This is a genomic window from Actinomadura chokoriensis, assembly GCF_039529475.1.
In the GTDB taxonomy this organism is placed as follows: domain Bacteria; phylum Actinomycetota; class Actinomycetes; order Streptosporangiales; family Streptosporangiaceae; genus Spirillospora; species Spirillospora bangladeshensis.
This window is the reverse complement of sequence record NZ_BAAAMW010000013.1, coordinates 1-20,799: the sequence shown is the minus strand read 5'-3', so window position 1 is coordinate 20,799 and position 20,799 is coordinate 1. Positions and strand designations below refer to the sequence as shown.

Genomic DNA, 20,799 nt, shown 5'->3' with positions numbered 1-20,799 from the left:
ACCGCGGTGCCCGAACTCAGCCCCCGCCGCAGGTCACTGGTCCTCGGCATCTGCTGCATGAGCCTGCTCATCGTCAGCCTGGACAACACGATCCTCAACGTCGCGCTGCCCACCCTGCAGCACGACTTCGACAGCTCGCTGTCCGGGCTGCAGTGGACGATCGACGCCTACCTGATCGTCCTCGCCTCGCTGCTGATGCTCGCCGGCTCCACCGCCGACCGGATCGGGCGCCGCCGGGTGTTCCAGACGGGCCTCGCGCTGTTCGTCACCGGATCGGTGCTGTGCAGCCTCGCGCCGTCCCTCGGCTGGCTCGTCGCCGCCCGCGTCGTGCAGGCCGTCGGCGGGTCGATGCTGAACCCGGTCGCCATGTCGATCATCACGAACGTGTTCACCGAGCCGCGCGAGCGGGCCCGCGCCATCGGCGTGTGGGGCGCCGTCGTCGGGCTGAGCATGGCGATGGGGCCGCTCGTCGGCGGGCTGCTCGTCGACTCCGTCGGCTGGCGGTCGATCTTCTGGCTGAACGTGCCGATCGGCCTCGCCGCGCTCGCGCTGACCGCGCTGTTCGTCCCCGAGTCGCGCGCCGAGCGGCCGCGCCGGCCCGACCCGCTCGGCCAGGCGCTCATGATCGTGCTGCTCGGGACGCTGACCTACGCGATCATCGAGGCGCCCGGCCGCGGCATCGGTGACCCGGCCGTCTACGGCGCCGCGCTGCTCGCCGCGGCGTCGCTCGTGGGGTTCGTCCTGCACGCGCTGCGCGCCCCCGAGCCGCTGATCGACCTGCGCTTCTTCCGCAGCCTGCCGTTCTCGGGCGCGACGCTGATCGCGATCAGCGGGTTCGCGGCGCTCGGCGGGTTCCTCTTCCTCAACACGCTCTACCTGCAGAACGTCCGGGACATGTCGGCGCTGCACGCCGGGCTGTACCTGCTGCCGATGGCCGCGATGACCGCCGCGGTCTCCCCGCTGTCCGGACGCCTGGTCGGCGGCCGCGGCCCCCGGCTGCCGCTGCAGATCGCCGGGGCCACGATGCTCGCCAGCGGACTGCTGTTCGCCGCGTTCGACGCCGAGACCCGGGACCTCACGCTGTTCGCGTCCTACGTGCTGTTCGGCATCGGGTTCGGGATGATCAACTCGCCGATCACGAACACGGCGGTGTCCGGGATGCCGCGCGCCCAGGCCGGGGTCGCCGCCGCTGTCGCGTCCACCAGCCGGCAGATCGGGCAGGCGCTCGGCGTCGCGGTGATCGGCGCGGTGCTCGCCGCCGGGACGTCCGCCGCGGCCTCCGGCGCGCCCGGCGCGGACGCCTTCGTGTCCGCCGCCCGCCCGGCATACTGGATCCTGACCGGATGCGCGGCGGCCGTCCTCGTGCTCGGCACGGCCACCACCGGCCGGCGGGCCGCGCGCAGCACCGCGCGCGTGACCGAGCTGTTCGACGCCGGCGACCCGGCCCCGGAGGGACCCCACGTGACGGGAGCGAGCACCCGATGACCGAGCCCGCCACCGAGCCCGCCGCCGAGCCCGCCGCCGAGCCGCCGGCCGAGTCCGCGGCCGATGTCGCCGCGCGCGCCTGGCGCAACCTGGGGGTCGTGTTCCACGAGCGCAACGACGTGCGCCGGAAGGTCGCCGAGGCGCTCGGCATGAGCTTCTTCCGGGCCAAGGCGCTGCGCCGCATCGCCGCCGCGGTGAAGCCGCTCACGCTCGGCGACGTCGCCGAACTCCTGCTCACCGACCGCCCCTACGCCACCGTCGTGGTGGACGACCTGGTCGGGCGCGGCCTCGTCGAGCGCGCCCCGAACCCGGCCGACCGGCGCGCCAAGCTCGTCACGGCGACCGAGGCCGGGCGCGCCGCGGCGGCGGAGGCCGAGCGCATCCTCGCCACCCCGCCGCCGGAGCTGTACGGCCTCCCGGCCGAGGACCTCGCCGTCCTCGACCGGATCGCCCTCCATCTGCTGGGGGAGCCCACGGCCCCCGGCGGTGCCTAGGCCGCGCCCGACGGCACCTTGTAGGTCTCGGCGGCCTCGGACTCCTGCGCGTCCCGCTCGACGACCAGGCCGCCGAGCGCCTTGGCGTCGGTCCGCAGGATGTAGGTCTTGCGGGTGCCCGGCTCGTCCACCTTCGAGAAGTCCATCGGGGTGCCGTAGCCGCCGTCGTGCGCGGTCGTCGACCGGTGCGCGGTGATCAGGCCCTCGCGGGTGAGGTCCTTGGCCTGGCACGCCTTCTTCAGCGCGTCCGCGAAGATCACCGCGCCGGTGTAGCCGTTGACGACCGCGCTGTCGCGCGGCTGCCCCGGGTACTTCTTTGCGTAGTCGTCCGCGAGCTTCTTGATCGCCGGCAGGTCGGACGAGACCGGCGCGCCGGCGCTGGCGAGGTAGAAGTCCTTCAGCAGCGCGGGGGCGGCCGGGGTCTGCAGCAGCTGCGGGGAGAACCCGGAGTTGCTCGCCACGATCGGCACCATGATCCCCTTGGCCCGCGCCACGCCCGCCAGGGACGCCGACTGCTTCGGCCCGGCGCTCATCAGGATCGCCTTCACGCCGGCGTCCTTCAGCGCCGACACCTGCGCGGTCATGTCGTTGTCGGTCGCCTTGATCTTCTGCTCGACGAGGGTCAGACCGAGCTTGCCGGCCGCGTACTTCGACCCGGCGAGCGCGCTCTCGCCGTAGTCGCCCTCGAAGTAGACGTGACCGATCTTGTCGCCCTTCTCGATCCCCTTCTCCTTGGTCAGGAAGTCCAGGGCGTTGATCATGTCTACGTCGTAGGTGGTGCCGGTGACCTGGATGTACTTGTTGCCGAGCAGGGTCGTCGCCCACGCGTTCGGGATCACGAACATCTTGTCGGAGGTGATCCGCTGGTTGAGCGCCGTGACCATCGGCGACCCGACGAACTGGGCGAGGCCGATGACGCTCGACTGCATCTCGCTGTACCCGGCGACCGCCTTCTGCACGTCGTAGCCGTGGTCGCGGACGACCAGCTCGACCTTGCGGCCGCAGATCCCGCCCTGCGCGTTGACCTGCTCGAAGTACATCTGCTGCGCCTGCGTGAGGCTCTTGCCGAGCGGGGCGTAGACGCCGGTCAGGTCGGTCGCGGCACCGACGCGGATCGTGTCGTCGCTGACGCCGGGGCCGGTCTTGACACCGTCCTTCCCGGTGCCGCCGGACCCGCCGGTCGCCTTGCCGCTGCAGCCGGACGCCATGCTCAGCGGCAGCGCGACCGCCAGGGCGGCGACCGCCGTGAGACGTGCCGTTCGGTTCATGTGGGTTGCTCCTCTTGTTCGAGTCGGGTGAGGGGACGGGCGGCCCGGCGCCGGGACGCGGCGGTGCGCAGCCGCGGCCACATCCCGGCCAGGCCGCCGGGCAGGAACAGGACGACGGCGACGACGGCGGCGCCGTACAGGATCCGGGCGGCCTCGGCGGGGGAGACCCCGGCGGAGCCCGGCGCGGCGACGAGCGGCAGGTCGTCGCCGAAGCGGGTGAGGAGCTGCGGCAGGACCGACACGAACACCGCGCCGGCGATCGCCCCGGCGGCGGTGCCGAGCCCGCCGATGACGATCATGGCGAGGTAGTCCAGGGACAGGAACATGCCGAAGTAGTCGGGGACGGTCCGGCGGAACGCCAGCGCGAGCAGTGCCCCGGCGGCCCCCGCGTACATCGACGACAGCACGAACACCCCGGCCCGGTAGCGCGCCACCGGCACGCCCATCACGGCCGCCGCCGTCTCGTGGTCGCGGATCGTGTTCATCGCCCGCCCCGGCCGGCCGCGCACGATGCCGCGCGCGATCCACGCCGCCGGAATCAGCAGCAGCACGGCGAGGAACCACAGCCGCTCCAGCGCGCCGAGCGGCACGTTGAACAGCACCAGCTCGGGGGAGTCGTCGAAGCGGAGCCCGGCCAGCTCCAGCGGCGGGACGTCCCGGCCGTTGAACCCGCCGGTGACGGTCTCGGCGTTGAACAGCACGTGCTGCCCGATGAAGATCAGCGCGAGCGAGGCGATGCCGAGGTAGACGCCGCGCAGCCGTCCGGCGATGGGGCTGAACAGGCCGCCCGCGACGCCCGCGAGGACGATCGCGCCGACGAAGGCCAGCGGCGTCGGCAGCCCGAGGCCCGCGGCGTGCGGCCCGTCCTCGGACGCCAGGTACACGTATCCGTAGGCGCCGACCGCGAGGAAGAACGCGTGCCCCATCGACAGCTGACCGGTCGCGCCGGTCAGCAGGTTCAGGCCGATCGCGCCGATCGCCGCCGACATCGCGAACAGGCCGGTCTGGAGCCAGAAGGCGTCCAGGTAGAAGGGCATGGCGAGCAGGACCAGCGTTCCGCCGAGCGCGGCCGCGGTGCGGAGCGGACGTTCAGACACGCGACAGCTCCCTCGTCCCGAACAGCCCGGCCGGGCGGACCAGCAGCACCAGCAGCATCACCACGAACGGCGCCACCTCGCCGATGCCGCGCCCCATGAACGCGAGGTCGCCCTGGTAGCCGGTCACCAGCGACTCGGTGAGCCCGACGATCAGCCCGCCGACCAGGGCGCCCGTCGTCGAGTCGAGCCCGCCGAGGATCGCGGCGGGGAACGCCTTCATCGCCGCGAACGAGGTGCTGCGGTCCAGGCCCGGCGTGGGGAACACGGTGAGGAACAGCGCCGCGACCGCCGCGAGCGCCCCCGCGACCGCCCACGCCGCCAGCGACACGCGGGTCAGCCGGACGCCCATCAGCGCCGCCGTCTCCCCGTCCTCGGCCGCCGCCCGCATCGCCACGCCCCACGAGGTGTAGCGGAACGCCAGCAGGAACGCCGCGATCAGCAGCGACGCGACCGCGAACGCGGCGATGCGGGTCTGCGCGATGCCGACGCCCGCCACCTCCACGATCTCGTCCTGCCAGGGGTCGCCCATCGACAGGACCTGCGTGCCGATCTCCCGCGTGAGCGCGGTCGTCAGCACGATGTCGACGCCGATCGTGACGATCGCGAGCACCGCCTGGTCCTCGACCCGGGCGCGGCGCAGCACCAGGAACTCCACCAGCGCGCCCGCGACCGCCGCCGCGGCGACGCCCGCGCCGAGCGCCGCGAGGAACCCGATGTCGTCGTGCAGAACGGCCGTCACGTAGCCGCCGACCAGCAGCAGCGACGCGTGCGCGAAGTTGACCACCTCGGTGGCCTTGAAGATGATCACGAAGCCGAGGGCGATCAGCGCGTACACCGACCCCGCCGAGACCCCGTTGACCACCAGCTCGATGAACGTGCTCAAGGATTTCCCTCCGAATCGGCGGTCTCGCGCGGCTCGTGCGCGGCGCCGAGGTAGGCGCGGATCACCGCCGGGTCCCGCTGCACCCGCTCGGGTGCGCCGCCCGCGATGCGCCGGCCGAAGTCCAGGACGGTGACCTCGTCGGCCAGCCGCATGACCATGCCCATGTCGTGCTCGACCAGCAGGACCGAGACGCCGAGGTCGGCGCGGACCCGGCCGATGACCTCGGCCATCCGGCGCCGCTCCGCGCCGTTCATCCCGGCCACGGGTTCGTCCAGGAGCAGCAGCCGGGGTTCCATCGCGAGCGCGCGGGCCAGCTCGACCCGTTTCTGGACGCCGTACGACAGCAGCCCCACCGGCGCCGCGAGATGCTCGCCGACCCCGACGAACCGGGCGATGTCGCGGACCCGGGCGCGGTGCCGGGCGTCCTCGCGGCGCGCCCGCGGCAGCCGCAGCCCCGCCGACACGAAGCCGGCCCGGGTGAGCCGGTGCCGCCCGAGCATCAGGTTGTCCTCGACGGACAGGTGCCGCGACAGCGCGATGTTCTGGAACGTCCGGGCCACCCCGAGGCCCGCGATCCGGTGCGGCGGCAGCGCGGTCAGCTCCGCCCCGGCGAACCGGACGCTGCCCTCGCTCGCCCGGTACACCCCGGACAGCACGTTGAAGCAGGTCGACTTGCCCGCCCCGTTCGGCCCGATGACCGCGTGGACGCTGCCCTCCGCCACGGTGAAACCGACCCCGTCCAGCGCCGTCAGCCCGGCGAACCGCACGGTGAGCCCCTCGACCACGAGTTCGCTCGGCCCGGTCTCCCGAGGGGGGACGGCCCCCCGCGCCCCCCGGTTCGCTCCGCTCATCCTGCCCACCGCTCCAGCGACGGCGGCGGCACCGTGTCGCCGCCGTCCTCGTCCTCCTCGGCGCCGACGCCGAGGTAGCGCCGCCGGACCTCGTCGCTCGCGGCCAGCTCCGCCGACGGCCCGTGCAGCGTGACCGCGCCGACCTCCAGCACGTGCGCCTCCGACGACAGCTCCAGCGCCAGCGCCGCGTTCTGCTCGATCAGCAGGATCGCGGTGCCCTGCAGGTTGATCTCCCGGACGGTCTCGGCGATCCGCTCGGCCATCAGCGGCGCCAGGCCGAGCGTCGGCTCGTCCAGCAGCAGCACCGACGGGCACGCCATGAGCGCCCGCCCGATCGCGAGCATCTGCTGCTCGCCGCCCGACAGCAGCCCGGCCCGCTGCCGGGACCGCTCGGCGAGCACCGGGAACAGCTCCAGCACCCGCCCGTGCGCCTTGGCCGCGGCGCCGCGTCCGGGCGTGCCGAGCGCTCCCGCCCGCAGGTTCTCCTCCACGCTGAGCCGGCCGAACACCCGCCGCCCCTCCGGCACCTGCACCACCCCGGCCGCCACGATGGTGGCCGGGTGCAGCCCGACGAGGGACCGGTCGCCGAGGCGGACCGCGCCGGCGTCCACCGCTCCGCGGTGGAACGGCAGCGTCCCGGAGATCGCCCGGAGCAGCGTCGTCTTGCCCGCCCCGTTCGCGCCGAGCACGGCCGTGACCGAGCCCGCCGGGACGTCCAGCGAGACGCCGCGCAGGGCCCGCACCGCCCGCCCGTAGCTCACCGACAGATCGCGGACCGCGAGGGTCCCGTTCGCCATTCGCCCCTCCGTAAGTTCGTGTGGCGGGCAGCCCAGCACGGGCCGCCGACCTGCGTCTACGGGCCCGGGGCAAGACGGGGCCGGGGTCCAACGGGCGGTCGTCCGGGTTGTGCGGCGAGCACAGTCGCGGTGCCGTTCGACCCTCCGGCGGTGTGCGTGCGTATGTCCCGTCATGAGGGAGAATGTTCGGCGGCGATGGCGGACCGGAGCGGCCGTCGCCGCCGCGCTGGCGCTGACGGGCGCCTGCCAGTTCGAGCTGCGGCCGCCAGGCCCGGTCCGCCCGGCCGCGCAGGCCACCCCCGCACCGCGGCAGACGGTGCAGGCCGCCTTCGACGAGGCCGGGTTCCAGGAGGACCTGCGCACCGCCGAGACGACCACGGACGACTACTGGCGGCGGCACTGGACCGAGCTGTTCACCGGTTCCTACCGCTCACCGCGCGTCGTGGGCCTCTACGACGGCGGCGACCCGGGTTCGGCGCCGCTCTGCGGCAAGGAGCGGCTGACGCGCGACAACGCGGCGTACTGCCCGTCCGGCGACTACGTGGCGTGGGACGCGCACCTCATGCGTTCCGGCTACGCGCGCGGCGACGCATGGGTCTATCTGGTGATCGCGCACGAGTGGGGCCACGCGATCCAGGCGAGGCTCCGCCGCGGCCTGGTGTCGCCGGCCGCCGAACTCCAGGCCGACTGCCTGGCGGGGGCCGTCCTCTACGGCTCGTCCGATGACGGCACGCTGCGGTTCGAGGCGGGGGACGAGCAGGAACTCGTGGACGCGTTCCAGGTCATCGGCGACAAGGCCCCGTGGACGAAACCGGGCGACCACGGCACCGCCGTCCAGCGCCTCCGCAGCTTCTCCCGCGGCGGCGAGAACGGCGTGCCCGCCTGCTTCACCTGACGGGGAGCGTCCCCGCCGAGCATCATGGCGCCATGACCGCCGCGGACATGGTCGTCATCGAGGGCGACCGCCACACCACCGTCATGCTCGCCGGGGAGCTCGACCGGGCGTCGTGCCGTGACGTCGAGCCGCGACTGCGGGCGCTGAGCGGCCGCCCCCTCGTCCTCGACTTCTCCGGAGTCTCCTTCATCGACGTGGACGGCCTGCGCATGGTCCAGGAGTGCGCCCGCGGGACGGCCCTGGCCCTGGTGGGCGCGCATCCGTTCGTGGCCAAGCTGTTCCGGATCCTCCGCCTGGACGCGCAGGTCCCCCTGTGCCAGTCCATGGAGGAGGCACTGTGGTGCCTGCTGCCGCGCACGGACGAGGAGATCCGGGACTGGCTCACCTGAGGTGCCGCTCCACGGACTCGACCTTCCCGTCCAGGGCACCGGTGACCCCCGGCCGGATGTCGGCCTTCACCACGAGCCCGACCCTGGGCGCACGCGCGGCCACGGCATCGGTGGCGTCCTTCACCACGGCCATGACCTCGTCCCACTCACCCTCGATCGTGGTGAACATCGCGTCGGTCCGGTTGGGCAGGCCGCTGGCCCGCACCACCCGGACGGCCTCCGCGACGAGTTCGCCGACCTCTTCCCCCGCCCTGAGCGGCGTCACCGAGAACGCGACGAGCATCGAGCACCTCCACTACGGCTGGACGACCTGCCTCACCACGATCTCATCCAGCCGCCGCTCGACGATCACCCCCACCGGCCAGTCGCGCACGAGGCACCGCAGCAGCGCGGCCTCGTGCTCGGCGAACGAGGGGTCGCAGCCCTGCTGCTCGAGGCTGGACCGGATCGCCATGACGTAGTCGTCCTCGGTGAACCCGGGCACGTCCCGGACCATGGCGGTCGTCGTGGCCCGGTGCGAGTTGAGCCCGGCGAAGGACCGGCCGCAGCCGCAGCCCCCGTCGGGGTCGTCCCGGTCGCGGGCGCACACCATCCCGATGTGGACGAGTTCCCCCTCGACGCACCAGTCGAAGTCGTTGGCGCGCAATCCCTGGCCGGCGTTGGTCGCGGTGAGCAGCTTCATGCAAACCCCCTCGGTCCTCGGACCCGCCCACCGTACGACGCGGGTCTGACATAACGTTCAATCCATGAGCGAAGACAAGGACGTCCTGCTGCACCGCGACGGCCCGTTCACCACGATCACGATGAACCGCCCGAAGCGCCGCAACGCACTCTCCAAGGCATTCCTCAACGAACTGACGGCCGCGTTCCGGCAGGCCGCGGGCACCGACGCACGCGGCATCATCCTGGCCGCGAACGGCCCGGTCTTCTCCGCCGGCCACGACTTCGCCGACATGGCGGGCGCCTCGCACGCCGACGTCCGCGACCTCCTCCAGGTCTGCACGGACCTGATGCGCACGATCCAGTCCGTTCCCCAGGTGGTCGTGGCCCGGGTCCACGGCCTGGCCACCGCCGCGGGCTGCCAACTGGTGGCCGGCTGCGACCTGGCCGTGGCCGCCGAGAGCGCGGGCTTCGCGGCCCCGGGCGGCAAGGGCGGCTGGTTCTGCCACACGCCCCTGGTGGCGATCTCCCACAACATCGGCCGCAAGCGCGCCGCCGAGATGGCCCTGACCGGCGAGATCGTCGACGCGGCAACGGCCGCCGACTGGGGCCTGATCAACTACGCGGTCCCGGACGAGGACCTGGACAAGGCCACCCAAGACCTCCTCACCAGAGCCACCCAGGGCAGCCCGAGAAGCAAGGCCCTGGGCAAGCAGGCCATGTACGCCCAGCTGGACCGCCCAGAACAAGACGCCTACGCCTACGCAATAGAGGTAATGGCCGCCTCCAGCCAAACCCCGGAAGCCCAAGAGGGAATGAGGGCCTTCCTAGAAAAGCGCCACCCCACCTGGCCCGCCTAACCCACCCCCGCGAAGACGAGCAGCAACCTGAGCCACGAAGGGCCCCCGTGGGGCGAAGCCCGAGAACACCGACCCCGTCCGATGGTCGAGGAATGCGGCAACCGCAGCCGGGAGGGCCGAGCAGTGGAGCCCCAGGAACGCGGGCCCCGTGCAACGTTGAGGTTCGCGGTGACCTGGGCCGAGAGGGGTGAGGAGCGGAGCCTCAGGAACACCGGCCCCGCGCGACGTTGAGGTTCGCGGTGAGCTGGGCCGGGAGGGGGCGTGGGGGCGGAGCCCCCACATCGGGGGTCCGGGGGTCGCCCCCCGGGAAGGCATCGCGGAAGAGTACCGGTCCGCGCCTTCCGCGGACATACCTCGCCCGACTCTGTAGGGCGGGCGGGACTCGAACCCGCGACCGGAAGATTATGAGTCTTCTGCTCTGACCAGCTGAGCTACCGCCCCGAGGCGTTCCCCCGGGGTGCCGGTGGGGGTTTTGCCGCGTGCAATCTTAGCGGGGAGGGGCGCCGCGACGCGTGCTCAAATCCTCCTTTCGGTGGGGCGAAGTCATACCTGGAGGCGAGTGACGGGTGTGGTGACTCGTCGGTAGGGTCCCGCGTATGTCCAGACGCATGCTCGTTCTCGTTCCCGTCCTGCTGGCGCTGGTGTTCACCGGCGCGTGTGATGAAAACGACGGCGGTGGCGGCGGGAAGAAGGCGGAGTTCGACGCCGCGGGGACGCTCCGGCAGGCGGCGCAGGCGATGGGGGCGTTGAAGAGCGTCGGGTTCACGCTGGAGTCGGAGGGCAGGACGCCGGTCATCGTGAAGAGCGGCGACATGAAGCTGCTGCGGAGCGGGGACGCGCAGGGGACGCTGACGGTCGAGCAGCAGGGCCAGAACATCGAGATGAAGGTCGTCGCGCTGGGGGACAGCATCTACCTGGACGCGGGGACGGGCGGCTGGCGGAGGCTGCCGAAGGCGCTGGCGGCGTCGATGTACGACCCGTCGGCGGTGCTGGATCCGCAGCGGGGGATCCCGATGCTGCTGTCGTCGGCGGCGTCGCCGGAGCCGCAGGCGGTGGAGAAGGTGGACGGCGAGGACGCCTACCGGGTGGGCGCGAAGCTGCCGAAGGCGCAGATCGCGGGCCTGATTCCGGGGATCGGCGCGGACATGGACGGCCAGGTGTGGGTGGGGAAGGCCGACCACCGGCTGCTGAAGGTGCGCGGGCAGTTCCCGAAGGGCGGCGCGGTGGTGATCTCGTTCACCGAGTTCGACGCCCCGTACAAGATCAGCGCGCCGAAGTAGGGCGGCGGGGGTGAGGACGCGGCGCCGGGTCGCGATCGGGGCGGGCGGCGCGGTGGTGCTGCTGGCCGCGCTGGACGCCTATGTGGTGACGACGGTCCTGGTGCCGATGGTGAAGGACGTCGGGGTCCCGGTCAACCGGCTGGAGCGGGTGACGCCGGTCCTGACGGGGTTCCTGCTGGGCTATGTGGCGGCGATGCCGCTGCTCGGGCAGCTGTCGGACCGGTTCGGGCGGCGGCCGCTGCTGCAGGCGTGCCTGCTGTTCTTCGCGGCGGGGTCGGTGGTGACGGCGCTGGCGGGGGACGTGCCGGTGCTGACGGCGGGCCGGGTGGTGCAGGGTGTCGCGGGCGGCGCGCTGCTGCCGGTGACGATGGCGCTGGCCGGGGATCTGTGGGCGGAGCGGCAGCGGCCGGTGGTGCTCGGCGCGGTGGGGGCCGCGCAGGAGCTCGGGAGCGTGCTCGGCCCGCTGTACGGGGCGGGGATCGCGGCGGTGCTGGACTGGCGGGCGATCTTCTGGATCAACGTGCCGCTGGTGGCGGCGGCGATGGCGGCGGTGCAGATCGCGGTGCCGGGCGGGCGCGGTGAAGGGGAGCGGCCCGGCGTGGACGTCGTCGGGGGCCTGCTGCTGGCGCTCGGCCTCGGGCTGCTGGTGGTGGGCGTCTACAACCCGGAGCCGGAGGAGTCGGCGCTGCCGCCGTGGGGGGTGCCGGTGCTCGCGGCGGGCGCGGTGGTGCTCGCGGTGTTCGTCCTGTGGGAGGTCAGGGCGAGGACGCGGCTGTTCGACCTGTCGGGGGTGCGGCGGGTGCCGCTGCTGGCGGTGCTGGGCGTGAGCCTGCTGTCGGGTGCGGCGCTGATGGTGACGCTGGTGGACGTCGTGCTGGTGGCGCAGACCGTCCTGCACAAGGACACGACGGAGGGCGCGCTGCTGCTGACGCGGTTCCTGGTGGCGCTGCCGGTCGCGGCGGTGGCGGGCGGGCTGGTCGCGCGGCGGGTGGGGGAGCGGTGGCCGATGGCGGTCGGGATGACGGTCTCCGCGGTCGGCTACCTGCTGATCGCGGGCTGGCCGGCGGATCTGGCGAACGCCTCCTACGGGCCGTTCCCGCGGATGGACGTCGATCTGGTGGTGACCGGTCTCGGTCTCGGCCTGGTGATCGCGCCGGTGTCGTCGGCGGTGCTGGCGTTCGTCCCGGCGGGGCGGCACGGCGTCGCGTCGGCGGCGGTGGTGGTGGCGCGGATGATGGGGATGCTGCTCGGCGTCTCGGCGCTGTCGGGGTGGGGGTTCTACCGGTTCCACGCGCTGACGGCCGATCTGAAGCCGCCGCTGCCGTTCCTGATGTCGAAGGCGGAGTTCGCGCGGCAGATGGAGGTGTACAACGCGGCGCTGCAGGACGCGCTGCGCACCGAGTACCAGGAGATCTTCTGGATCACCGCGGGGATGTGCGCGCTCGGTGCCCTGCTGGCGTTGGCGGCCGGGGCGCGGCGGGGCGCGGCGGAGGGCACTCCGGGCGTCGCCGCGGGTCCGGACGATGACCTAAAACGGTCATCAACCGGGCATATAGGACGCGATCCGGGAAATGATTCGGCCACCGGCGATGTGCCGATCAACGAACTCGGGAATATCCTCGGTAAAGAAGGTTGAAGGCCTCTTGCCGGGAGGGCGATCCCCGGGGAGGTGAACGCAGATGCGCAGGTCCGGCATCCGTCGCGGAGGCACGCCCGTCCGCAGGCTGCGCCGCCGGCTCGGTCTGGAGCCCAACGGGCTGCGCCGCCGGGTGGACCGCGTCCAGCGGCTGGTGGCCCTCGGGCTGCTCCTGCTGCTGCTCGGCGCCGCGCCGCCGGTGGCGGCGCTGGCCGTCTCGTGGTCCTACGGCGCCGGGACGCACGCGGAGAACGCCGAGCGCGCGAGCCGGCACCAGGTCGTCGCCACCGTCACCTCGACCGGCGGGGTCGGCTCGTCCGGCGACCGCTACATCCACGAGACCGTCCAGGCGACCTGGCCGGGACCGGGCGGTGAGCCCCGCATCGGGACGCTGCCGAGCTGGAAGAACGTCAAGGTCGGCGCGCACCGCACGATCTGGATCGACCGGAACGGCGACCCGACCGTGCGCCCCCGCCCGCACAGCCGCACGGTGACCGACGCCGTCTACGCGGGCGCCGCCGGCGTCCTCGGCTGCGCGCTGCCGGTGCTGCTCGCCTACGCCGTCGTCCGCCGCCGCTGCGACCGGCACCGCGACGCGCTGTGGGAGGCCGACTGGGCGCGGCTGGACGCCGCCGGCCACAACCCGCGCTCCTGACCCGCGGCTACGGGGCGAGCAGCGCGCGGGCCGTCTGGACCAGGGTGGCGTTGTCGCCGGCGGGGGAGCCGTCCGGGAGGGTGAGGGTGTCCTCCAGCCCGATCCGGACGTCGAGGTTGTGCCGGGCGGCGAGGCGCAGCACCGGCCAGGCGCCGCCGTCCTCGCCGTGCAGCAGGATCGGGCGGCCGTGCCCGGTGCCGATGGCGTGCAGGAGCGCCTTGGCGGTGCCGGTCGCGGTCCGCGGGTCGGTGTCGGTGACCTCCGCGAGGATGCGCAGCACGCGGTGGGCGCCCGGCCAGCGCAGGAACCGCTCGGCGGCGTCGGTGCCGGAGAACAGGCCCGCCTCGATCGCGACGCCCCGTTCGAGCAGCGCCTCGGCGACCAGTTCGGCGCCGTCCTCGTGGAAGTTCACCGACGCGTGGTCGGGCAGGACGGTCCAGGACCGGACCAGCGCGGCGCGCTCGGCCGGGTCGGGGGCCGTCCAGGCGCCCGTGGTGACGCCGACCCGGATGGACGGGGTCGACGCCCGCACGGCCGCGACGGTCTCCGCGACGCGGGACGCGTCCAGGGTGTCGGCGCCCGCGTCGTCCTTCGGATGCAGGTGCACGTCCTGCGCGCCGACGTCGGCGGCGATGCGGACCGCGATGGCGACCTCGTCCGGCGAGACCGGCACGCCCTCGGTCCGGGGCCCGTTCGGGCAGACCTGGAGCATGGTCCGATCTTCTCAGGTGGAGGTCAGGGGCTGATGACGCAGGGTGCCCCTCCGCACACGTCCACGACCGTGCCCGTCTTCAGGAACGCCGCCTTCTGGCGGCGGGCGTCGGCGTTGTTGCGCGGGTCGGAGTGCGGGTCGCGGCCCTGCGTCGGCGGCGTGTTCGTCAGCGGCGGCGCCGGGGAGCCGCTGTCCCACACGACCATGGCGGAGCCGTCGTAGGACGAGCCGAACGTCGGAATGCCCCAGTAGGGCACTCTGTCCGGGTTGCGGCCCGGCTGGACGGTCGGCGCGTGGACGCGGGCGCCGATGGTGCGCGCCTCGACCTCGGCGGCGACGGGCGCCACCTGGTGGTCGCCGAACGCCACGTGCATCAGCACCCGGTGCGCGGGCGTGCCCGGCAGCGGATCACCGGTCATGTGCTGGGCGTAGCCGTTGGCCTCGCCGCGGTCCCACAGCATCTGGATCAGCGCGAGGCCGATCTGCTGGTCGAGCTTGTCCGGGTAGAACAGATCGAGGACCTGCGCGTACTCGGGGAAGTCGGCGCTGCGGTTGAGCAGCGTGCTGTAGTTCATCGCCGGGACGCCGAGGACGGCCCGCCGGATGTCGGGGGACACGGCGGTGAGGGCGCCGCCCATGATGCCGCCCTGGCTGTTGCCGTCGTAGGTCAGCTCGGCCCCGGTGTCGATCACGGGGGCGCCCGCGCCGTTCTGGAACGCCTTGTTCGAGGCGAACCCGCGGGTCATTGCCCGCCCGAGGAAGGTGAAGTTGAGCAGGCTCTGCTGCAAGCGGTCGGCGACCGTCCGGAAGCGGGTGAGGTCGGCGAGCGCCGTGATCACGTTCGGGACGTCCTCGTCGGACATGCCGATCCACTTGGTCGCGCAGAAGACGAAGCCGTGCTCGGCCGCCATCGCCTTGACGTTGCCCGCGTCGACCTCGCCCTCGCTGCCGAGGAGGCCGTGCCCGTAGAGGGCGGGGCGGGCGGGGGTGCCGAGCGCCGACTTCGGGATCTCGCACTGGAAGGGGACGGCCTGGGAGTTGCCGGGCAGTTGCTCCGGCCGCCCGTCCCGGCCCCGGTGCAGGGACGATCCGGGCAGCCCGCCGTACTGGTCGAGGTAGCTCGGCGCCCAGACGATCCCCTTCACCTCGCGGGCGATCTTGTCGTCCACGTTGTCGGTCACCTGCGTGACGAAGAACGACGGGGACCGGTCGCCGAGCTTGCGCAGCGCGTCGTCGCGCATGTGCAGCACGGGCCCGGCGAGGCTCTGCCGGCTCGCGACGGTGAAGTCCCAGGCGAGGTAGAGGCCGTCGCGGCCCACGCCGTTCGCCCGGAGCGAGGCGAGGACCTCCTTCTCGTCCCGCTGCCGCGCGGCCAGCGGGTCGGTGGAGGGCAGGTCCGGCCCGAGGATCTCGGCGAACGCGGCGTTCGGCTTGATCAGGTTCCCGGACGCGTCGCGCAGGTTCCGCAGCGCGACCGCGTAGCGGTGGCCCTCCCGGAAGTTCTTCGCCGGGCGGATGATCAGCGCCCTGCGGTCGTCGGGCGCGTTGGCGTCCAATTCCGCCCAGTAGGGCCAGCGCTCGCCGGTCGCGGTGTCGACGATGACGATCGGGGCGTCGGCGTCCAGCGAGGAGCCGATGTCGGTGATCGGCGCGGCGCCGCTGCGGGCCAGGTCGACGCCAGGGACGCGGCTGAGCAGCATCGATCCCGGCGAGAAGCCGTCCGACCGGTTCCACTCGTCCGGCGAGACGGGCAGGCCCAGCGCGTTCTTGAGCGTCGTCCGCATATGGACGCGGCGGCCCGTCGCGGTGCTCCCGTCCGCCACCGTGTACCAGTCGCTCGGGAACGGCAGCAGGCATGCGGCCGGGTCGATCGGGTCGCACCCGTCGCCGGTCCGCGCCGACGCGGCCGGCGCCGGTGCGGTCAGCAGGGCGAGCGAGGCGGCGACGGCCGCCGCAGCCGAGAGCGTGCGCTGGGGGAGACGCAACGTCCACCTCCGGAGGATCCGCGGCGTTCAGCGGGATCTTGGTCTCACCGGAGGCCGAGGTCAATGGGTGTCCGATGGTGGCCAACCCGTTTGTCGGCCGAGGTGGGGCCGTAGGAGCGCAGGACGACCGGCGCCCCCAGCGCGTCCTCGATCGTCTCGACCGGGTCGCCGAGCGGTGCGTGGACGGGCCGGGCGCGCAGGAGGCGGCGGGTGAGGGCGGCCTGGCGGTCCAGGTCGGGCGGCCCGGTCTCCAGCCGCTCGACCCGCTCGCCGTCCAGGTCGTAGGCCCGGCAGACGCGCAGGTCGGGACGCGCCCCCGCGACGTCCAGATGCGTGACCGCCAGGCCGTCCGCGCCGCCCGCCGCCTCCAGCGCGTACCGGAGCGCGATGGCGTCGAGGTGGCCGACCCGGAACGCGCCCTGCCAGCGGCCCGTGCCGTTGTGCCGGTCGGGGAGATCGGCGGTCAGCGCCGGGTCCTCGGTGACGAACGGGCCGGGGCCGTGCCGGGTCGCGTACGCGCGCAGCACCCCGAGCCGCGTCGCGGTCCCGCCCGCCTCGGCCAGCAGCGTCTCGGCGTTGGCGAACGTCGTCGTCGACCAGGTCGTGTACGGGTGGAAGCCGTGCCATTCGTCCAGCAGGACGCCCTGGGCGCCCTCGAACACCACGCGCCCGGCGCGCAGCAGGCCGCGCAGGTGGCCGCCGCCGACGATACGGACCCGCTCGCCGAAGGCGGTGAAGGCGTCCGCGCAGGCCTCGACGTCCGGGACGTGCTCGCCGCCCGGGAACGTGCCGAGGTACCAGTCGCGGAGCGCGCCGAGCCGGCGCCGCAGCCGCGCGGGCGACAGGCAGTCGCCCGCGCGGGGCGCGTCGCCGTGCGCGAGCGCGTAGGACGCCGTCTCCCCGATGCCCATGCCGCACGACCCGTGCCGGGCCGCGCCGCGCGCGGACTCCCGCGCGCGGTTGGCGGCCCGGTGGTAGGGCGTCGTGAGGAGCGCGTCCGCGTCCACGGTGAGCCGGTCGAGCGCGTCGCCGACGCCGAGGGCCCGCAGGTGGTCGGCCTCGGCGGCGAGGGAGAGGGGGTCGACCAGCATGAACCGCGACAGGTGCGTCCGCACGCCGGGCGTGAACGTCCCCGAGCCGAACTGGGCGAAGGTGTGGTGCCGCCCGTCCGCCGCGACGACGTTGTGCGCGGCCTGCGCGCCGCCGTTGAACCGCACGACCGCGGTGACGGGACTCGCGGAGCACAGGTGGTCGACGATCGTGCCCTTGCCGGCGTCGCCGAAGCCGAGGTCGACGACGATCACGTGGTCCCCGCGGTCGCGCTCCATGGGACTCAGAGCCGCGTCGTCGCGGACGGGCCCGAGGCGTTCAGCCCCGGCGGCGTGGACGACACCGCGACCGGTGCGCGGGCCGCGTCCAGCCGGGCGAGGGCGCGCGAGACCGACGCGCCGGCGTCCGAGCCCGCCTCGGCCAGGTGCTCCAGGCCCTCGTCGAGGTCGATGGCGTCCTCGGCGAGCCCGATGGTCAGCGCGATCGTCTCGCAGACGGCGTCCAGATCGTCCAGGTAGAGGACGTTCTGGCCGAGGAGCCCGCGCCAGAAGTCCGCCAGCTCGCGGCTGCCGGAGTGGTAGGCGCCCTCGGGGATGATGAAGTACACGTCGTACTTGCGCTGCAGTTCCCGGACGAGCTCGGCGATCGGGACGTCCTTCGCCCGCTCGTCCCCGATGATCTTCGCGATCTCGCGCCGCTTCGCCTTGGGGTAGGCCAGCTCGTCGCCGATCATGAACAGGTAGCCGCGCCTGCCCCGCTTCTCGTAGCAGTCGATCGCGGTGTGCCGGGCCATGAAGTACATGCCCAGCTCGTAGGACTCGCGCATCTGGCCGCCGCCCCCGCCCTCGAGGAGGATCTTGCCGAGGTCGTCGTCCATCCGGTTGTCGGCCTCGAACTGGCCGATCTGCAGCGGCGCCCGGTCGCAGGTCGCGTCGCCGACCGCGCCGAACAGGATGTGCGGGTCCGTGACGTAGCCCTTGCGCAGCAGCAGCCCGAGCAGGTCGGGGAGCTTGCTCTGCAGCGTCCGGGGCACGGTGCCCATCGAGCCGGTCACGTCGAACAGCACGCCGATCGCGAGCGACTCGGGGTGGTCGGCGGAGTCCCGGCTCTCCCGGACGGCCACGCCGAACGGGTCGAGGTCCGGGTGGACGGCGGTGGCGCCGCCGTCGGAGTAGGCGAACGCGCTGGCGCCGGTGGACGCGCGGTAGCTCGCGCGGGCGGCGTAGACGTCGGTGGACCAGTGTCCGCTTCCCATGGCGGTTCTCCTTCAGTTCGGGGAGGGCAGGTGGAAGGGGCGGAAGCGCCGCGGGCCGTAGAGCCGCTCCAGCAGCTCGTCCAGTTCGGCCAGCAGCCGCCAGGCGTCGGACGGGCGCCGGTTCTGCGCGGGCAGCGTGCAGCCGCGGGCGAACGAGCGCATCGCCGGGGGCGCCTTGCCGCCCATCAGCTCGGTCATGCACCGGGTGGCCATGAAGATGTCGGTCGCGGGGCTCGCGGGCCGCCGTCCCGGCACCTCGGGCGGGTACCAGCCGGCGTAGCGGTCGACCATCGCGGGCACGCGCCCGGACGGGTCGACGTGCGCGTAGCAGCCGGGGACGGAGTAGCACCAGTCGACGAGGACCAGGCCGTGCTCCTCCGGGTGGATCAGCACGTGGTCGGGGAGGACCGCGCCGTGCAGCACGCCCGCGCGGTGCGCGAACCCGAGGCCGACCAGCAGCCGCCGCCACATCCAGGCCGCGTCGCGCGGGTCGACGCCGCCGGGGTACGCCCTCCCGACCTCGGCCAGGCTGCGGAAGCCGTCGAGGGCGGCGATCACGTTGACCTGGCGCTGCGCGCCGGTCGCGGCGTCCCGGTGCCGGAACGACTCGACCAGCCTCGGGACGTACGGCAGGAACTTCCCGTCGCCGTCCCTGGGCAGTTGGCGGAGCGCCACCGCCTCCCGCTCGACCAGGTCGCCGTCGCGCGGGTCGCGCGGCATCTTCAGCAGCACGTCGCGGCCGGCCTCGGGACGCGCCGCGTACAGCTCGGCGAGATCGCCGCTGATCGGGTCGCCGTCCAGCCGGTACGCGTGGCGGCGGGTGGTGATCAGGGTCTGGTCGCCGCGGTTGTAGGTGCGCCACAGGGCGTTCAGCCTGACGAACGCGTCGCGGGTGCGGCCGCCCGTCGCGTCGGGGTGGACGAGCCGGGCCAGCCGCCGGTACCGCCGCGCGGCCTCCGCCGCGTCGTCGCCGAACAGGTCGGCCGGGACCCGCGCCCGGTCGAGCCGCGCCAGCGCGTCGTCCAGGGCGTTCACCGGATCTCCTCCTCCCGGCTCGGCCGCAGCAGGGCGGGGTGCAGGAGGCGGGCGTCGCCGGCCCGGTAGAGCCGGGGGCGGGGACCGCCGCGCCGGCCGCCGCGGTCGGACGTGGCGCCGGTGCTCTCCACGAACCCGGGTACCGACAGGACCTTGCGGTGGAAGTTGCCGGCGTGCAGCTCCTCGCCCCACACCGCCTCGTAGACCGCGCGCAGCTCGGGGATCGTGAACTCGCCGCCGCAGAACGCCGTGGCGAGGGGCGTGTACTCCAGCTTCCCGCGCGCCCGCTCCAGGCCGTCCGCGAGGATCCGCGCGTGGTCGAAGGCCAGCCGGCGGGTGGTGCCCGGACGCTGCTCGGCGGACTCGGTGAGGCCGAGCGCGTCCAGCGGCGTCCAGGCCGCCGCGGCCGCGTCGCCGCCCGCCTCGGGATCGGGCAGCTCCGGCGCGAACGCCAGGTAGGCGACGGAGATGACGCGCATCCGCGGATCGCGGCCGGGGGAGCCGTAGGTGCCGAGCTGCTCCAGGTGGACGCGGCCGATCACGCCGCCCTTGGCGCTGAGCCCGGTCTCCTCGGCCAGCTCCCGGACGGCCGCGTCGGGCAGGTCCTCGGCGTCGGTGCCCCGCACCGGCCCGCCCGCCTGGACGAAACCGCCCGGCAGTGCCCACATGCCCTCGTAGGGGGCGTTCCCGCGCTGGACCAGCAGGACGTGGAGGGCGCCGTCCCGGATGGTCAGCGCCACCACGTCCACGGTCACGGCGACCGGGTCGTAGTCGCGCGGGTCGTAGTTCGCGAGGAACTCCGCCTCGTCGCGCCTCGGTTCCGGTGTCATCCGCGCTCTCCCGCGTTAGTTGATCTCAAGGTGAGTTTATCTCTCACTGAGAACAACGTAACCCGGACGGGGGCGTATGTCCAGTGCGCGGGGGTTGCGAAAGCGGGCGCCGCCCCCTGGGAAGGGGGCCGGCGCCCGCTGTCTTCGGCGGAACTTCACAAAGAGCGGCTCAGGCCGCCCGCAGGCTCAGCGGCGGTGCCGCCCGCTGCCGGGCGGATCCTCCTGCTCCTCGCCGTAGCCCTGCTCGCCGTAGCCCTGGTCGCGGCGGCCCGGCTCGCGGTAGGGGCCGGACGCGTACGGGTTCGGCACGCCCGGATCGACCGCGTAGGGATCGGCGTCGGCGGACGGCCCGGCCCCGTACGCGCCCGAGCGGTACGGCGCGCCGCCCTCGTACCGCTCCGGTGCGGGCTGCTCGGGCCGGTACGGCTCCCGCGCGAACTGCCCGCCCGGCTGCCGCCCGGTCGAGTACCGGCCGGTCGGGTAGGGGCTCTCCGGCGCGCCGGGCCGCCGGTCGCCGGGCCACGGGCCGGACTCGTAGGGCCCGGGGGCCTGGCGGGCGTTCCGCGCACCGGGCGGGTGGGCGAGCGGATCGCCGAGGCCGGGCCCGCCGGCGGGGACGACGCCGGGCGGCAGCCCCCCGGCCGCTCCCGGCCGCAGCGCCCCGGGCCGTGCCCCGGGCGGC

At 73.8% G+C, this 20,799-nt stretch carries 21 protein-coding genes, 1 tRNA gene and 1 pseudogene; 8 read left to right on the top strand and 15 right to left on the bottom strand.

What is annotated here, in order from left to right; translation table 11 throughout:
• Positions 1-6 precede the first annotated feature (6 nt).
• Positions 7-1,485 (top strand): MFS transporter, encoded by a 1,479-nt coding sequence (locus ABFX46_RS25775; RefSeq protein ID WP_346045928.1) that lies wholly within the window; start codon positions 7-9, stop codon positions 1,483-1,485.
• Positions 1,482-1,979: a MarR family winged helix-turn-helix transcriptional regulator gene (locus ABFX46_RS25770; protein ID WP_346045927.1), complete on the top strand. Its 498-nt coding sequence runs from the start codon at positions 1,482-1,484 to the stop codon at positions 1,977-1,979. The genes ABFX46_RS25775 and ABFX46_RS25770 overlap by 4 nt, the downstream gene beginning before the upstream one ends.
• Here ABFX46_RS25770 and ABFX46_RS25765 read toward each other — a convergent pair.
• The 5 genes from ABFX46_RS25765 to ABFX46_RS25745 are packed head-to-tail and all read right to left on the bottom strand — an operon-like array spanning position 1,976 to position 6,875.
• Positions 1,976-3,247 carry an ABC transporter substrate-binding protein gene (locus tag ABFX46_RS25765; RefSeq protein ID WP_346045926.1) on the bottom strand — a complete coding sequence of 424 codons (1,272 nt, stop codon included), beginning with the start codon at positions 3,245-3,247 and terminating at the stop codon, positions 1,976-1,978. The genes ABFX46_RS25770 and ABFX46_RS25765 overlap by 4 nt on opposite strands.
• Positions 3,244-4,344 (bottom strand): branched-chain amino acid ABC transporter permease, encoded by a 1,101-nt coding sequence (locus ABFX46_RS25760; RefSeq protein WP_346045924.1) that lies wholly within the window; start codon positions 4,342-4,344, stop codon positions 3,244-3,246. Before ABFX46_RS25760 ends, ABFX46_RS25765 begins: the two co-directional genes overlap by 4 nt.
• Positions 4,337-5,227, bottom strand: coding sequence for a branched-chain amino acid ABC transporter permease (locus ABFX46_RS25755; RefSeq protein ID WP_131942988.1), 891 nt, complete (start codon positions 5,225-5,227; stop codon positions 4,337-4,339). Before ABFX46_RS25755 ends, ABFX46_RS25760 begins: the two co-directional genes overlap by 8 nt.
• Entirely contained in the window at positions 5,224-6,078 is an 855-nt protein-coding gene (locus ABFX46_RS25750) for an ABC transporter ATP-binding protein (RefSeq protein WP_346045922.1), read from the bottom strand. The genes ABFX46_RS25755 and ABFX46_RS25750 overlap by 4 nt, the downstream gene beginning before the upstream one ends.
• Positions 6,075-6,875: an ABC transporter ATP-binding protein gene (locus ABFX46_RS25745; RefSeq protein ID WP_346045921.1), complete on the bottom strand. Its 801-nt coding sequence runs from the start codon at positions 6,873-6,875 to the stop codon at positions 6,075-6,077. The genes ABFX46_RS25750 and ABFX46_RS25745 overlap by 4 nt, the downstream gene beginning before the upstream one ends.
• A 172-nt stretch (positions 6,876-7,047) precedes the next feature.
• On the opposite strand from ABFX46_RS25745, the gene ABFX46_RS25740 reads away from it, so the two are divergent.
• Both ABFX46_RS25740 and ABFX46_RS25735 read left to right on the top strand, forming a co-directional pair.
• Positions 7,048-7,770, top strand: a complete 723-nt coding sequence (locus ABFX46_RS25740) for a neutral zinc metallopeptidase (RefSeq protein WP_346045919.1) — start codon at positions 7,048-7,050, stop codon at positions 7,768-7,770.
• A gap of 32 nt (positions 7,771-7,802) precedes the next feature.
• Positions 7,803-8,159 (top strand): STAS domain-containing protein, encoded by a 357-nt coding sequence (locus ABFX46_RS25735; protein ID WP_346045917.1) that lies wholly within the window; start codon positions 7,803-7,805, stop codon positions 8,157-8,159.
• On the opposite strand, the gene ABFX46_RS25730 is transcribed toward ABFX46_RS25735, so the two are convergent.
• The gene (locus ABFX46_RS25730; RefSeq protein WP_346045915.1) at positions 8,152-8,442 is read right to left on the bottom strand and encodes a thiamine-binding protein; all 291 of its coding nucleotides are present in this window, start codon (positions 8,440-8,442) and stop codon (positions 8,152-8,154) included. The genes ABFX46_RS25735 and ABFX46_RS25730 overlap by 8 nt on opposite strands.
• A gap of 12 nt (positions 8,443-8,454) precedes the next feature.
• On the bottom strand, positions 8,455-8,841 hold the full coding sequence (locus ABFX46_RS25725; protein ID WP_346045913.1) for a DUF7715 family protein: 387 nt from the start codon (positions 8,839-8,841) through the stop codon (positions 8,455-8,457).
• A 64-nt stretch (positions 8,842-8,905) separates the two neighbouring features.
• Here ABFX46_RS25725 and ABFX46_RS25720 point away from each other — a divergent pair, with 64 nt between their 5' ends.
• Complete coding sequence (locus tag ABFX46_RS25720) at positions 8,906-9,679, top strand: enoyl-CoA hydratase-related protein (protein WP_346045911.1); 774 nt, start codon at positions 8,906-8,908, stop codon at positions 9,677-9,679.
• Positions 9,680-10,046: 367 nt separating this feature from the next.
• Here ABFX46_RS25720 and ABFX46_RS25715 read toward each other — a convergent pair.
• A tRNA-Ile gene (locus ABFX46_RS25715) sits at positions 10,047-10,120 on the bottom strand.
• 155 nt (positions 10,121-10,275) lie between these two features.
• On the opposite strand from ABFX46_RS25715, the gene ABFX46_RS25710 reads away from it, so the two are divergent.
• Genes ABFX46_RS25710 through ABFX46_RS25700 form a run of 3 tightly spaced genes read left to right on the top strand, consistent with a single transcriptional unit; the run spans position 10,276 to position 13,250 of the window.
• Complete coding sequence (locus tag ABFX46_RS25710) at positions 10,276-10,959, top strand: LppX_LprAFG lipoprotein (protein WP_346045909.1); 684 nt, start codon at positions 10,276-10,278, stop codon at positions 10,957-10,959.
• A 10-nt stretch (positions 10,960-10,969) separates the two neighbouring features.
• Positions 10,970-12,595 carry an MFS transporter gene (locus ABFX46_RS25705; protein WP_346045907.1) on the top strand — a complete coding sequence of 542 codons (1,626 nt, stop codon included), beginning with the start codon at positions 10,970-10,972 and terminating at the stop codon, positions 12,593-12,595.
• A gap of 43 nt (positions 12,596-12,638) precedes the next feature.
• On the top strand, positions 12,639-13,250 hold the full coding sequence (locus ABFX46_RS25700) for an Rv1733c family protein (protein ID WP_346045906.1): 612 nt from the start codon (positions 12,639-12,641) through the stop codon (positions 13,248-13,250).
• Positions 13,251-13,257: 7 nt separating this feature from the next.
• Here ABFX46_RS25700 and ABFX46_RS25695 read toward each other — a convergent pair whose 3' ends face one another.
• From ABFX46_RS25695 to ABFX46_RS25665, 7 genes and pseudogenes are all read right to left on the bottom strand, one after another.
• Positions 13,258-13,962, bottom strand: coding sequence for a 3-keto-5-aminohexanoate cleavage protein (locus ABFX46_RS25695; RefSeq protein ID WP_346045904.1), 705 nt, complete (start codon positions 13,960-13,962; stop codon positions 13,258-13,260).
• 23 nt (positions 13,963-13,985) lie between these two features.
• Positions 13,986-15,947 carry a hypothetical protein gene (locus tag ABFX46_RS25690; RefSeq protein WP_346045902.1) on the bottom strand — a complete coding sequence of 654 codons (1,962 nt, stop codon included), beginning with the start codon at positions 15,945-15,947 and terminating at the stop codon, positions 13,986-13,988.
• 44 nt (positions 15,948-15,991) lie between these two features.
• A complete protein-coding gene (locus tag ABFX46_RS25685; protein WP_346045900.1) occupies positions 15,992-17,275 on the bottom strand; it encodes an adenylosuccinate synthetase in 1,284 nt (427 codons plus the stop codon).
• A gap of 5 nt (positions 17,276-17,280) precedes the next feature.
• Complete coding sequence (locus ABFX46_RS25680; protein WP_346045898.1) at positions 17,281-18,252, bottom strand: hypothetical protein; 972 nt, start codon at positions 18,250-18,252, stop codon at positions 17,281-17,283.
• Between the two features lie 12 nt (positions 18,253-18,264).
• The gene (locus ABFX46_RS25675; protein WP_346045896.1) at positions 18,265-19,287 is read right to left on the bottom strand and encodes a serine/threonine-protein kinase; all 1,023 of its coding nucleotides are present in this window, start codon (positions 19,285-19,287) and stop codon (positions 18,265-18,267) included.
• The gene (locus ABFX46_RS25670; protein ID WP_346045894.1) at positions 19,284-20,117 is read right to left on the bottom strand and encodes an NUDIX hydrolase; all 834 of its coding nucleotides are present in this window, start codon (positions 20,115-20,117) and stop codon (positions 19,284-19,286) included. The genes ABFX46_RS25675 and ABFX46_RS25670 overlap by 4 nt, the downstream gene beginning before the upstream one ends.
• A 186-nt stretch (positions 20,118-20,303) precedes the next feature.
• Positions 20,304-20,799, bottom strand: a pseudogene (locus ABFX46_RS25665) (hypothetical protein); the annotation flags it as partial.